The following is a 13,661-nucleotide window of genomic DNA, read 5'->3' on the forward strand; positions in this document are numbered from 1 at the left end:
CCGCCGTACGCGACCGGGCCGGGCCGGTCCGCGGCGGCGTCCCGTACACCGGGCCGGGCCGCCGCGTACACCGCGGCGAGCCCCAGCAGGGCCACCACCGCCGCGCCGCAGAGCACGGCCCAGCGCGCCACCTCCCCGGCCCGTACGGACAGGGCGAGCACCGCGGCCGAGCGGACCAGCAGCAGCGTCCCGGCCGCCAGCGCCGCGGGCCGCGCCCAGCGCGCCCGGCGCAGCATGGCGACCGCGGCCCCCAGGGCGAGCAGGGCGAGTGCCGCGGCCTGCCAGTGCGGCGGCGGCTCCAGCAGCGCCCGGCCGTCGAGGGCACCGCCGAGCAGCCCCTCGCGATAGGCGTCCCAGCCCAGTTGGCGCCACCGGTAGAGCTGCCCGGCGATGAGGGCGAGCGCGGCGGCGCCCAGCGAGACGGCGGCGACGCGGGCGGGCCCCGGGCGCGGGCGGCCCGCCGCACCGGTCTCCGCCCCGTACGGCGGTGCCTCGTGGACCACTCCGTACGCGGTCGGCGCCACCGCGGACAGCTCTCCCTGGACCGGCCGCCGGCCCGCCGCGACCACGGCGAACAGCGCGGCCGCCAGTACCAGTTGGGCGATCACCACGCCCTCGGCCCAGTCCGCGAGCGCTCCGTCCACCCCCTGGGCCGACCGCGTGCCCGGCGGCCCGAGCAGCGGGATCCAGAGCTGCGGGATCCGCAGCAGCGCGGTGGCGGCGGCCAGCGCCAGCAGCGCCCCCGGGGCGGCGACCGCCCGGCGACGTACGGCGATCGCCGCGGCCGACCCGCCGAGGACCAGCAGCGGGTCGTACAGGGACGTCACCCGGATCGCGGACGCGTGCGGGTCGGGCGGTGCGCCCAGCCAGCCCCACCACAGCTCCGCGGGGCGCGGGACGACGGCGGCGTCCCGCGCGATCCAGACCGCGCCGAGCAGCGCGAGCACCAGGCAGACCAGACCACCGGCATCGCACGCACCGCGGGTGAGGCGGCGTTCCCGCACTGTGGACACGACCCGCACCTCCGTCCGCCTCGAAGTCCCGCTCCGCCCCGGCGCCCTCACCCACGTGAAGGCACTGGCGCAGGTCTACTGCAGGCTCGGCGAACGGACAACAGGCACGGAGGAAGCGGTACCCGAAAGACACCCGGAGCAGCGACCGGCCAGGGGAGCCGTCGACGCCCCCGGCCGGCCTACGGCACCCGCACGGCCGTACGACGTTCAGCATGACGCGTCCGTATATCGGTGTTGCGACAGTCAAGTTGCCACCACGTTAAGTGGTGGTGGGTGATTTACCCCTGTATGTCGCGCATGACAGCCGCATGTCAAGCACGCCTTAGCGTCAATCTGCGCAATCTTCGCTCAAGAAGCGGGCGTCCTGGGCAGAAGCACACCGCATGCCCTTGACTGCGCCGTAAACAACTTGCGAAAGTCGCGCTCATCCAGCGGTGCAATCGGTGCCGCTTCACGTTCCAAGAGAACTCGGCGCGGGGGCACTTCGCGATGACTAGTCCATCCCAGACCTCGGCGGCCACGTCCGACACCCCGGAACTGGCGCCCAAAGGTCTGAAGAAGGAAAAGAAGGGCATGGGCGGTGAGTTGGTCGGCCGTTCCCCCGGCCAGCTCATGTGGGCGCGCTTCCGGCGCGACCGCACCGGCGTGATCTGCGGGATCATCGTGCTCGCCTTCTTCGTCATCGCGGCACTCGCGCCGGTGATCGCTTCGCTGTACGGGAAGAATCCGTACACGCTGTACGGCAGCGATAATCCCGATCTCCTGGACGAGTTCAGTTATCCGGCGGGACCCAACGGCGGGATCTCCGGCGATTTCTGGTTCGGAATCGAGCCGCGTCTGGGCCGCGATCTCTTCACCAACCTGCTGTACGGCATGCGGACCTCGCTCGGCATCTCGCTGGCGGTCACCGTCCTGGTGGTCCTCACCGGCACCCTCGTCGGTATCGCGGCGGGCTACCTGGGCGGCAAGACCGACTACTGGGTCGGCCGGGTCATCGACTTCCTGCTCGCCTTCCCGAGCCAGCTGACGTTCGTGGCGTTCATGCCCGTGGTGATCGCGCTCTTCGTGACGCCGGGCGACGAAACCCCCACCTATATCCGGGTGATCGCGCTGATCGTCGTGCAGTGGGCGCTGGGCTGGATGGCGCTGGCCCGTCTGCTGCGCGGCCAGGTGATGTCGCTACGGGAGCGGGATTTCGTCGAGGCCGCGAAGATCACCGGCGCCTCTCCCTGGCGGATCATCACCAAGGAACTGCTCCCCAATGTGGTGACCCCGATCCTCGTGCAAACCACCTACATGCTCCCGCTGTTCGTCACGGCGGAGGCCGGCCTGTCCTTCCTGGGCGTCGGCATCATGGAGCCGACCCCCGACTGGGGACGGCTCTTCCACACGGCCGGTCAGGTTTACGAGAACGACCCGACGTTCCTTCTCTTCCCCGGCGTCGCAATGGTGATCTTTGTTCTCTGCTTCAACCTGCTCGGAGACTCGGTCCGGGACGCGTTCGACCCCAAGTCCGGGCGCTGATCGTCCATTTGAGGGGGCCTGCTGTCACCCCCGCCGCGCCCGGTTCGTACCGGATGCGTCCGACAGCACATCTGGACAACGACTGACAGGTAGGTGCTTGGATCCTCATGAACACACTCTCCACGCGTAGAGCCCGCGCGGTGATCGTGGCCCTGGCGGCCGGTTCGCTCGCGCTGACCGGTTGCAGCAGCGGCGGCAAGGCGGGCAAGGACAAGGCGGAGACGGACAAGGACGCGGCGGCCCAGTCGAAGGTCGTGCCGCTCGGCAACGCCGCCCAGTCCAAGGGCCCCGCCGCCGCGGTGGCCGGTGCGCAGAACGGCGGCACCATCACCGTCTACCAGCGGGACAGCTTCAACCACCTGGACCCGGCCCAGCAGTACGTCAGCGACGTGGGCGACCTGGCCAAGCTGGTCTCCCGCGGTCTGACCACCTACACGCAGGACGACAAGGGCAACAAGACGCTCGTCGGCGACCTCGCCACCGACGCGGGCCAGATGTCCGACGGCGGCAAGACCTGGAAGTACACGCTCAAGGACGGCATCAAGTTCGAGGACGGCCAGCCGATCACCTCGAAGGACATCCGGCACTCCATAGAGCGCATGTACGCCTCGTTCATCACCGAGGGCCCGACCTACGTCCAGCAGTGGCTGTCGGGCGAGGGCACGACGTACCGCAAGGCGCTGCCGGACGGCCCGTACAAGGGCGACCACCTCCCCAAGTCCGTCCTGGACACCCCGGACGACAAGACCGTGGTCTTCCACTTCAAGGACCCGCAGACGCAGCTGCCTTACGCGCTGGCGATGGCGGGCTACAGCGCCGTCCCGGACAGCGCGAAGGACACCCAGGACAAGTACGACGTCGCGCCGGTGTCCTCCGGCCCGTACAAGATCGCGGACTTCAAGGCCGGCAAGTCCATGCAGCTGGTGAAGAACACCAACTGGGACCCCAAGACCGACCCGGCGCGCCACCAGTACGTCGACGGCTACAACATCTCCTTCAACCACCAGTTCTCGGACTCGACCAAGCGGCTGATGGCCGACCAGGGCGACGACAAGACCGCCATCAGCTTCACCAACTCCGTGGAGCCGACGCTGACCCGGCAGGTGCTGAGCAACCCCAGCGCCAGCAAGCGCCTGGTGCAGGGCTACCAGCCGTACGTCTGGCAGCTGAACATGAACATGGACCGCATCAAGGACAAGAAGATCCGCGATGCGATCACCTACGCCATGCCGAGCCAGCAGGTCGTCCGGGTCGAGGGCGGCAGCTACGGCGGTGAGATCGCCGGCGGTCTGCTCTCCCCGACCGTCGCGGGCTACGAGAAGGGCTACGACCCCTACGGCAAGCTGAAGAAGCCCGGCGGCGACCCGGAGAAGGCCAAGCAGCTCCTGAAGGAAGCCGGCAAGGTGGGCATGAAGCTCGTCTACGCCTACGCCAACACCGAGATCCGGCAGAACGAGGCCGTCGCCATCGCCGACGGGCTCACCAAGGCGGGCTTCGACGTGCAGAAGAAGGAGGTCGACTCGGCCTCCTGGTACCAGCAGATGGGCAAGGTCGACAACGGCTTCGACATCTACCTGACCGGCTGGGGCCAGGACTGGCCGGACGCCTCCACGGTGATCCCGCCGTCCTACGACGGCCGCACCATCCAGGACGGCGCCTCCAACTACTCGCACGTCCGCGACCAGCACATCAGCGACGAGATCGACCGGATCAAGAAGATCCCGGACGTGCAGCAGCAGACCGCGGAGTGGACGAAGCTCCACCACTACATCGTGGAGAAGGTCAACCCGGCCGTCCCGGTGTTCTTCGTCAAGTCGCTCCAGCTGTACGGCTCGAAGATCGGCGGCATCCGCTACAACACGGACACCAACTACCTCGACGTGAACACCCTGTTCATCAAGAAGTAGCAGCAGCAAGCGACGGTCGAAGGCACTCCGGAGCGCGCGCACGGCGGGGCGCGCGTCTCCGGGGCCTTCCCACCACTCCACCCCACACCGCAGCCGCCGTCCTGAGAGCAGCGAACTGTCATGCTTCCCTTTCTACTTCGCCGGACGATCGGCGCGGTCGTCATCCTCGTCCTCCTGAGCGCCTTCACCTTCTTCGTCTTCTTCTCCGTGGGCGATCCAGCGCTGATGGCCTGCGGAAAGAACTGCACTGCCGACAACGTCGCCCTGATCCACAAGAACCTGGGCCTCGACCAGCCCGTACCGGTGCAGTACTGGCACTTCCTGGTCGGCATCTTCGCGGGCCGTGACTTCACCCTCGGCCACTGCAGCGCCCCCTGCTTCGGATACTCCTTCGCCACCAAGCAGGACATCTGGTCGACGATGATGGACCGGCTGCCCCTCACCGTGTCGCTGGCCGCCGGCGCCACGGTGGTCTTCCTGCTGATCGGCCTGGGCGCCGGCCTGATCGCCGCCTGGAAGAAGGGCTCGCTGCTCGACAAGACGGTCACCGGCGTCTCGATGGTCCTCAGCTCGGTGCAGATCTACATCCTCGGCCCGATCGTGCTGGGCATCTTCGTCTACAGCGGCATCCTGAGCGCACCCCAGTACGTGAACTTCACCAGTGATCCGGCCGGTTGGTTCATGGGTCTGCTGATCCCCTGGCTGGTCCTGTCGACGATCTACACCGCGCAGTACACCCGTATGGCGCGCTCCACGATGATCGAGCAGCTCCAGGAGGAGCACGTCCGCACCGCCAAGGCGAAGGGCATGACGGGGCGCTACGTCTTCCTGCGGTACGCCTGGCGCGGCTCCCTGATCCCGATCGTCACCATCCTCGGTGTGGACCTGGGTTCGCTGCTGGGCGGCGCGATGATCACCGAGTTCACCTTCCAGCTGGCGGGGCTGGGCCGGCTGGCGGTCGACTCCGTCACCACCCTCGACCTGCCCATGGTGATGGGCGTGATGCTGTTCAGCGCGGCCATGATCCTCATCTTCAACATCATCGTGGATGCGACGTACGCGTTCATCGACCCGCGCGTGCGCCTGTCCTAGGAGAGCCTGACGTGACCACACCCCCCAAGACCGAGGAGAAGCCGGCCCCGACCGGATCCGGTTCCGGCCCCTTCCTCTCCGTCCGCGACCTGCACATCCGGTTCTCCACCGAGGACGGCATCGTCAAGGCGGTCGACGGCCTCTCCTTCGACCTGGAGCGCGGCAAGACCCTGGGCATCGTCGGCGAGTCCGGCTCCGGCAAGTCCGTCACCAACCTCGCGGTGCTGGGGCTGCACAACCCCAAGTCCACCGAGATCACCGGTGAGATCCACCTGGAAGGCCAGGAGCTGACCGGCGCCAAGGAGAAGACCCTGGAGAAGCTCCGGGGCAACAAGATGGCGATGATCTTCCAGGACGCGCTGACCGCCCTGTCGCCGTACTACACCGTCGGCCGGCAGATCGCCGAGCCGTTCATCAAGCACACCGGCGCGAGCAAGCGCGAGGGCCGGCAGCGCGCGATCGAGATGCTCACCAAGGTCGGCATCCCGCAGCCGAGTCTGCGGGTGGACGACTACCCGCACCAGTTCTCCGGCGGTATGCGCCAGCGCGCCATGATCGCCATGGCGCTGGTCTGCAACCCGGAGCTGCTGATCGCCGACGAGCCGACCACCGCCCTGGACGTCACCGTCCAGGCGCAGATCCTGGACCTTCTCAAGGACCTCCAGCAGGAGTTCGGCTCCGCGATCATCCTGATCACCCACGACCTCGGGGTGGTCGCCAACACCGCGGACGACCTGCTGGTGATGTACGCGGGCCGGGCGGTGGAGCGCGGTTCGGTCCGGGAGATCCTGACCGAGCCCCAGCACCCGTACACCTGGGGCCTGTTGAGCTCCATGCCGCGACTCTCCTCGGACGTCAACGAGGCCCTGCACCCGATCCCGGGCTCCCCGCCGAGCCTGCTCAACCCGCCCTCGGGCTGCGCGTTCAACCCTCGTTGCGGCTTCACCGGCGAGGTCGGCGGCACCCGCTGCGGCGAGGAACGGCCGGCGCTGGCGCCGGGCCGGGCCGCCGCGTGCCACCTCGGCACCGAGCAGAAGCAGACCCTCTTCACCGAGCAGATCAAGCCCCGGCTGGGCTAGGGAGCCACCACCATGTCCAAGAACGACACCCTCCCCGAGCCCCGCGCCGCCGAGCCCACCTCCGGCGAGCCGCTGCTCACCGCCGAGGGCCTCACCATGCACTTCCCGATCTACGGCGGCTTCCCGTTCAAGCGGAAGGTCGGGGCCGTCCAGGCGGTCGACGGGGTCGACCTCACCGTGCACGCCGGCGAGAGCTTCGGCCTGGTCGGCGAGTCCGGCTGCGGCAAGTCGACGACCGGGCGGCTGCTGACCCGGCTGATGGAGCCCACCGCCGGCAGGATCACGTACCAGGGTCGGGACATCACGCACGCCAACCGCAAGGAACTGGCGCCGATCCGCTCCGAGATCCAGATGATCTTCCAGGACCCGTACGCCTCGCTCAATCCGCGGCAGACGGTCGGCACCATCATCGGCGGGCCGATGGAGATCAACGGGATCAACCCGCCCGGCGGCCGGGAGAAGCGGATCCGCGAACTCCTCGAAACCGTCGGCCTCAACCCCGAGCACTACAACCGCTTCCCGCACGAGTTCTCCGGCGGCCAGCGGCAGCGCATCGGCGTGGCCCGCGCGCTCGCCCTGGAACCGAAGCTGATCGTCGCCGACGAACCGGTCTCCGCCCTCGACGTCTCCATCCAGGCGCAGGTCGTCAACCTGCTCCAGGACCTCCAGCGCGAGCTGGGCATCGCGTTCCTGTTCATCGCCCACGACCTGGCGATCGTGCGGCACTTCAGCGAGCGGGTCGCGGTGATGTACCTCGGCAAGATCGTCGAGGTGGGCACCCGCGACGAGATCTACCACCGGCCGCGCCACCCGTACACCCACGCGCTGCTCTCGGCCGTCCCCGAGGCGAAGCTCGCGGAGGACGGCGAGGAGGAGCGCGAGCGGATCCGGCTCGCCGGCGACGTCCCCTCCCCCGTCAACCCGCCGTCCGGCTGCCGCTTCCGCACCCGCTGCTGGAAGGCGCAGGAGAAGTGCGCCACCGAGGAGCCGCCGCTGGTGCAGCTCGGCGGCAACGCGGCCGGTCACCTGACCGCCTGCCACTTCCCGGAGGAGCCGACCACCGCGTCCCGGGGCGAGGACATCGTCCTGGACCCGGCGCTGGCGGCGATCGAGGAGGCGGCGGCACCCGCCACGGAGGACGGCGCCGAGGACTGAGCCCGCCGCGCCCGCGCGCCGCGGAGCCCGCTTCCCCGTCGGGGAGGCGGGCTCCGCGGCGTTCGCCAGACTCCCTACCCGCCCGGCACCACCTGTCGTTCCTCCGCGAAGTGGCAGGCCGAGGGATGGTGCGCCGGTCCCGTCGACTCCCGGAATTCCGAGGGGACTTCGAGGGGCGGCTCGATCTGTGCGCACAGCTCCTGGGCCTTCCAGCAGCGGGTGCGGAAGCGGCAGCCGGAGGGCGGGTTCGCCGGGGAGGGGACGTCGCCGGCCAGCAGGATGCGCTCGCGGTGCTCGCGGGCCTCGGGGTCGGGGACCGGGACGGCGGAGAGCAGCGCCTGGGTGTAGGGGTGGGTCGGGTGGTCGTAGATCTGCTCGCCGGTGCCGATCTCGGCGATCCGGCCCAGGTACATCACGGCGACCCGGTCGGAGATGTGGCGGACGACGGAGAGGTCGTGCGCGATGAAGATGTACGAGAGGTCGAAGTCGCTCTGGAGGCGCGCCAGGAGGTTGACGACCTGTGCCTGTACGGAGACGTCGAGGGCGGAGACCGGTTCGTCGGCGACGATGATCTCCGGGCGGAGGGCCAGGCCGCGGGCGATGCCGATGCGCTGGCGCTGGCCGCCGGAGAACTGGTGCGGATAGCGGTTGATGAACTCGGGGTTGAGCCCGACGACTTCGAGGAGTTCCTGGACCTTGCGGCGGCGGTCCCCCTTGGGCGCGACCTCGGGGTGGATCTCGTACGGTTCGCCGATGATGTCGCCGACCGTCATCCGGGGGTTCAGGGAGGTGTAGGGGTCCTGGAACACCATCTGGATGTTGCGGCGCACGGACTTCAGCGCGCGCCCGGAGAGGCGGGCGATGTCCTGCCCGCGGTACCGGATCTGGCCCTCCGTCGGCCGTTCCAGTCCCACCAGCATCCTGGCGACGGTCGACTTGCCGCAACCCGATTCGCCGACGATGCCGAGGGTTTCGCCCGGGTGGAGGTCGAACGAGATCCCGTCGACGGCCTTGACGGCGCCCACCTGCTTCTTGAAGAGCACGCCCTGGGTGAGCGGGAAGTGCTTGACCAGGTCGCGGACTTCGAGGAGGGGTTCGGGTTCGGGTGCGGGAGCGGATGCGGGGTCACCGGGCGCCATCGAAGATCTCCTTTCCGCCGTCGAGGGTCTCTCTCCAGAAGTGGCAGGCGCTGGCCCGGTCCGGTCCCGCTTCATAGAGCGGCGGCGGATCCGTACGGCAGATGTCGCGGGCCAGCGGGCAGCGGGGGTGGAAGGCGCAGCCCGGCGGGATGGCGGTGAGGTTCGGGGGCAGGCCCTTGATCGCGTAGAGTTCCCGGCCCTTGTGGCCGAGGCGCGGGATGGACTCCAGCAGGCCGCGGGTGTACGGGTGCGCGGGTGCCTTGTAGAGCTGGTGGACGGGAGCGGTCTCGACGATCCGGCCGGCGTACATCACGGCGATGGTGTCGGCGACGTCGGCGACCACGCCCAGGTCGTGGGTGATCAGGATGAGCCCCATGGTGAACTCCCGCTGGAGCTCGGCGAGCAGGTCCATCACCTGCGCCTGGACGGTGACGTCCAGCGCCGTGGTCGGCTCGTCGGCGATGATCAGGTCGGGGCGCAGCGCCAGCGCCATCGCGATCATGATGCGCTGGCGCATCCCGCCGGAGAACTGGTGCGGATAGTCCCCCACCCGCTCCCGGGCCGCCGGGATGCCGACCCGCTCCATCAGCTCCACGGCCCGGCCGCGGGCCTTCTTGCGGGACATCCCCTCGTGGACCTCGAACATCTCCCCCAGCTGCGCGCCGACGCTGAGCACCGGGTTCAGTGAGGAGAGCGCGTCCTGGAAGATCATCGCCATCCTGGCGCCGCGGACCCTGCGCCGCTCCTCCTTGCCCAAGGTGAGCAGATCGCGCCCCTGGAAGAGGATCTCGCCGCCGGTCACGAAGCCCGGCGGCGAGTCGAGGATGCCCATCACGGCCTGGGCGGTGACGGACTTCCCGGAGCCCGACTCGCCGAGCACCGCCAGCGTCTGCCCGGCCGCCACGGTGTAGCTGACGCCGTTGACGGCCCTGGCCACCCCGTCCCGGGTACGGAACTCCACCCGCAGGTCCCGGACTTCGAGCAGGGGCTCCCCGTGCCGCTCGCCGCCGTTCGTCATCTGCCGCCTCCTCAGCGCAACTTGGGGTCGAGGGCGTCGCGGACCGCGTCGCCGAGCATGATGAACGCCAGCACCGTGATGCTCAGCGCGCCCGCGGGCCACAGCAGCATGTGCGGTGCGTTGCGGATGTAGGTTGAGGCGGTGGAGATGTCGATGCCCCAGGAGACGGTGGGGGGTTTCAGCCCGGCGCCCAGATAGGACAGCGTGGCCTCCAGCGCGATGTACGTGCCGAGCGCGATGGTGGCGACGACGATGACCGGGGCGACGGCGTTCGGCGCGATGTGCCGCAGCAGCATCCGCCCGTTGCCCGCGCCCAGTGCCCGGGCGGCCTGGACGTAGTCGTTCTGCCTGGCGGTGACGACGGAGCCGCGGGCGATCCGGGAGATCTGCGGCCAGCCCAGCAGGACGATGAAGCCGACCACCGGCCAGACGGTGGTGCTGGTGACGACGGACAGGAAGACCAGGCCGCCGAGCAGCACCGGGATGCCGAAGAAGATGTCGGCGAGGCGGGAGAGCAGGGTGTCCCACCAGCCGCCGAAGAAGCCGGCCAGCCCGCCGAGCAGGCTGCCCAGCAGGGCGGCGCCGGCGGTGGCGCAGGTGCCGACGGTGATGGAGGCGCGGGCGCCGTAGACGACCCGGGTGTAGACGTCCCGGCCCTGGGTGTCGTAGCCGAAGGGGTGGCCGGGCGCGGCGCCCTCCTGAGCCTTGGACAGGTCGGCGCGGTACGGGTTGCCGGTGGCGATCAGCTGCGGCCAGATCGCGATGACCACGAGGAAGACGATCACCAGCGCGGAGACCACGAAGACCGGGTTGCGGCACAGGTCGTGCCAGGCGTCGCTCCACAGGCTGCGGGGTTTGCCGGTGGGCTCGCCGCCGGGCGGCGGGCCGGCGGCGGGCGCCCGCTCCAGCGACTCGGCCGCGCCGATGGCCAGGGCGGCGGTGCCGCCGTCGCCGTGGCCGATGGCTTCCTTGGGGACGTAGCTCTCAGGCATAGCGGATCCTCGGGTCGAGGACGGCGTACAGCAGGTCGACCAGCAGGTTGGCGATCAGGAACACCAGGACCAGGATCGTCACGAAGCCCACCACGGTCGGCGAGTTCTGCCGGAGGATGCCCTGGTAGAGCTGGTAGCCGACGCCGTGGATGTTGAAGATGCGCTCGGTGACGATGGCGCCGCCCATCAGCGCGCCGATGTCGGTGCCGATGAAGGTGACGACCGGGATCAGCGAGTTCCGCAGCAGATGGCGGGTGATGACCCGGTGCCGGGGCAGGCCCTTGGCGACGGCCGTGCGGACGTAGTCGGCGCGGGCGTTCTCCGCGATCGAGGTGCGGGTCAGCCGGGTGACGTAGGCGAGCGAGACCAGAGCCAGGACCAGCCCGGGAAGCAGAAGTTGGCCGAGCGGCGCCTCGGTCGCGACGGTCGGCGCGGCCCACTCCCACTTCACGCCGAACACGAACTGCAGCAGATAGCCGCTGACGAACGTCGGGATCGAGACGACGACGAGGGTGAGGACCAGCACCGTGGTGTCCACCCCCCGGCCGCGCCGCAGCCCGCTGAACACCCCCAGCACGATGCCCACCACCACCTCGATGGCGATCGCGACGATGGTCAGCCGGAGAGTGACCGGAAAGGCCGTGGACATCAGCTCGGTGACCGACTGGCCGTTGAACGCGGTGCCGAAGTTCCCCTGGAAGATCTGCCCCATGTAGTGCGGATACTGCTTCCACAGCGGCTGGTCGAGAAAGAGGTCGTGGCGGATCTGCGCGGCGGTGGCCGGGTCCGGCGCCCGGTCGCCGAACATCGCGGCGACCGGATCGCCCAGCGCGTAGACCATGAAGAAGATCAGAAACGTACTGCCGACGAAGACCGGGATCATCTGGAGCAGCCGGCGGATCACATAACGTCCCATGAACGAGCCTCACTTCACGGTCAGCGGCTCAGCCGACCTTGATCTCGTTGTAGACCGGCACGCTGAAGGGATTCAGCGACACATTGCTGATGCGCTCCGCATATCCGCCGCTGCCGTTCTGGTACCACAGCGGAATGGCCGGCATCTGCTCGGCCAGGATCCGCTCCGCTTCCTGGAACGTGGCCACCGCCTGGCGGGTGTCCGGTGCGGCATTGGCCTCGTTGACGAGTTTGTCGAAGGCGGGGTTGCTGAACTTTCCGTCGTTGGACGACGCATTGGTGTAATACAGCGGCTGCAGGAAGTTCTGGATCAGTGGATAGTCCATCTGCCAGCCGGCCCGGAACGGCCCGGTCAGCTGCCTCGCGCTGATCTTGTTCCGGAAGTCCGCGAAAGTCCCGACCGGGTCCCCGACGCACGCCTTGTCGTTCCCCAGCGTCTTGTTGATGCTGTTGCAGACCGCGTCCACCCAGTCCTTGTGCGAGCCGGTGTCCGCGTTGTACGTGATGGTCATCCGGCCGCCGGGCAGTCCGCCGCCCTCCTGGACGAGCTGCCGGGCCTTGGCCGCGTCGAACACGCAGGCGTCGCCGCACAGCCCTTGCTTGAAGCCGCCGGCGGCGCCCAGCACCGGTGAGGTCCAGTCGCTCGCCGGTGTCCGGGTGTTCTGGAAGATCTCCTTGGTGATCTGCTGCCGGTCGATCGCCATCGAGATGCCGCGGCGCACCTTCTCCATACCCGGCCGGCCCCATTTCGGGTCGTACATGGGGAAGGTGATGGTCTGGATGATCCCGGCCGGCTGATTGATGTACCGGTTCCCCAGGTCCTTCTTCACGTTCTTGAGCTGTGCGGCGGGAATGTCGTCCACCAGGTCGAGATTGCCCGCCTGGACATCGGTGTAGGCGGTGTTGTTGTCGGTGTAGACCCGCAGATCGATCCCGCCGTTTCGCGCCGGGTCCGAACCCGGGTACTTCTGCCACTTCCGCATCTTCAGCACGGTGCCCTTGGTGTACGAGTCCACCAGGTACGGGCCGTTGCCGATCGGCTTCTTCAGCCAGGCGTCGTGCTGCCGGAAGAACGCCTGCGGCAGCGGCATGAACGCCGAATAGCCCAGGGTGTCCGGCCAGCTGGAGAACTTCTGGTTGAGCTTGACGGTGAAGGTCCGCTCGTCCTTCACCTGGAGCCCGGAGAGGGTCTTGGCGGTGGCCGCGCCATGGTCCGGATGGACCCGGTCGTAGCCGTCGATGTACTGGAAGAAGGCCGCGTTCTTCTGCTTGTTGTCCAGCAGCGCGCCGTAATTCCAGGCGTCCACGAACGACTTCGCGGTGACCTTCTCCCCGTTGCTGAACGTCCAGCCGGGCTTCAGCGTCACCGTGTAGTTCTGCGCGTCCGCCGTCTCGATGCGGTCGGCGAGGACGTTCTCCGCGGCCCCGGTCTTCGGGTCGTAGCGCTTGAGCCCGCGCATCAGCATTTCCAGGACCTTGCCGCCCTGCACCTCGTTGGTGTTCGCCGGCTCCAGCGGGTTCTGCGGGTCCCCCCAGGAGGAGCTCACCACCCCGGACGTGTCCGTACCACCGCCTCCGCCCCCGCAGGCCGTGGCCGCCAGCGCGACGGCTCCAGCGCATACGGCCCACTTCGCGCGCACGGCTCTGCGCATGGCGTCTCCTTTGGTCCGGACTCCGGGGTCACACGTAGCCACAGGGACCACACGTAGCCCACATCAGAGCCCAAACCAGCACGTATCGCACTCCGGAGTCGACCGCCACTGCTCCGAAATCCCGAGAAACCGCCCGGATGACGGAAGCGCCCCGCCGGACCGAAGTCCGGCGGGG

The 13,661-nt window shown here is 68.9% G+C and carries 11 protein-coding genes; 5 read left to right on the plus strand and 6 right to left on the minus strand.

Translation table 11 applies throughout. The features are described 5' to 3' along the window. Positions 1-1,013, minus strand: a 1,013-nt coding sequence (locus ACO1BR_RS16155; RefSeq protein ID WP_426795752.1) for a hypothetical protein, incomplete at its 3' end; no start/stop codon positions are given. 489 nt (positions 1,014-1,502) lie between these two features. Between ACO1BR_RS16155 and ACO1BR_RS16160 the strand changes: the two genes are divergently transcribed. The 5 genes from ACO1BR_RS16160 to ACO1BR_RS16180 all read left to right on the plus strand — a co-directional run bounded on the left by ACO1BR_RS16160 (position 1,503) and on the right by ACO1BR_RS16180 (position 7,770). After that, a complete protein-coding gene (locus ACO1BR_RS16160; protein ID WP_426795753.1) occupies positions 1,503-2,537 on the plus strand; it encodes an ABC transporter permease in 1,035 nt (344 codons plus the stop codon). Between the two features lie 107 nt (positions 2,538-2,644). Next, entirely contained in the window at positions 2,645-4,444 is a 1,800-nt protein-coding gene (locus ACO1BR_RS16165; RefSeq protein WP_426795754.1) for an ABC transporter substrate-binding protein, read from the plus strand. A 120-nt stretch (positions 4,445-4,564) separates the two neighbouring features. Further along, complete coding sequence (locus ACO1BR_RS16170) at positions 4,565-5,536, plus strand: ABC transporter permease (protein WP_426795755.1); 972 nt, start codon at positions 4,565-4,567, stop codon at positions 5,534-5,536. Between the two features lie 11 nt (positions 5,537-5,547). After that, positions 5,548-6,615, plus strand: a complete 1,068-nt coding sequence (locus ACO1BR_RS16175; RefSeq protein WP_426795756.1) for an ABC transporter ATP-binding protein — start codon at positions 5,548-5,550, stop codon at positions 6,613-6,615. Positions 6,616-6,627: 12 nt separating this feature from the next. Continuing rightward, positions 6,628-7,770 carry an ABC transporter ATP-binding protein gene (locus tag ACO1BR_RS16180; protein WP_426795757.1) on the plus strand — a complete coding sequence of 381 codons (1,143 nt, stop codon included), beginning with the start codon at positions 6,628-6,630 and terminating at the stop codon, positions 7,768-7,770. Positions 7,771-7,844: 74 nt separating this feature from the next. Here ACO1BR_RS16180 and ACO1BR_RS16185 read toward each other — a convergent pair whose 3' ends face one another. The 5 genes from ACO1BR_RS16185 to ACO1BR_RS16205 are packed head-to-tail and all read right to left on the minus strand — an operon-like array spanning position 7,845 to position 13,486. After that, positions 7,845-8,909 (minus strand): ABC transporter ATP-binding protein, encoded by a 1,065-nt coding sequence (locus ACO1BR_RS16185; protein ID WP_426795758.1) that lies wholly within the window; start codon positions 8,907-8,909, stop codon positions 7,845-7,847. Then, positions 8,896-9,927 (minus strand): ABC transporter ATP-binding protein, encoded by a 1,032-nt coding sequence (locus ACO1BR_RS16190; RefSeq protein WP_426795759.1) that lies wholly within the window; start codon positions 9,925-9,927, stop codon positions 8,896-8,898. Before ACO1BR_RS16190 ends, ACO1BR_RS16185 begins: the two co-directional genes overlap by 14 nt. Positions 9,928-9,938: 11 nt before the next feature. After that, positions 9,939-10,919 (minus strand): ABC transporter permease, encoded by a 981-nt coding sequence (locus ACO1BR_RS16195; RefSeq protein WP_426795760.1) that lies wholly within the window; start codon positions 10,917-10,919, stop codon positions 9,939-9,941. After that, positions 10,912-11,835, minus strand: a complete 924-nt coding sequence (locus ACO1BR_RS16200) for an ABC transporter permease (protein WP_426795761.1) — start codon at positions 11,833-11,835, stop codon at positions 10,912-10,914. The genes ACO1BR_RS16195 and ACO1BR_RS16200 overlap by 8 nt, the downstream gene beginning before the upstream one ends. A 28-nt stretch (positions 11,836-11,863) precedes the next feature. Next, positions 11,864-13,486, minus strand: a complete 1,623-nt coding sequence (locus tag ACO1BR_RS16205; RefSeq protein WP_426795762.1) for a peptide ABC transporter substrate-binding protein — start codon at positions 13,484-13,486, stop codon at positions 11,864-11,866. Positions 13,487-13,661: the final 175 nt, after the last annotated feature.

Source organism: Streptomyces sp. YGL11-2, assembly GCF_050054615.1.
Taxonomy (GTDB): domain Bacteria; phylum Actinomycetota; class Actinomycetes; order Streptomycetales; family Streptomycetaceae; genus Streptomyces.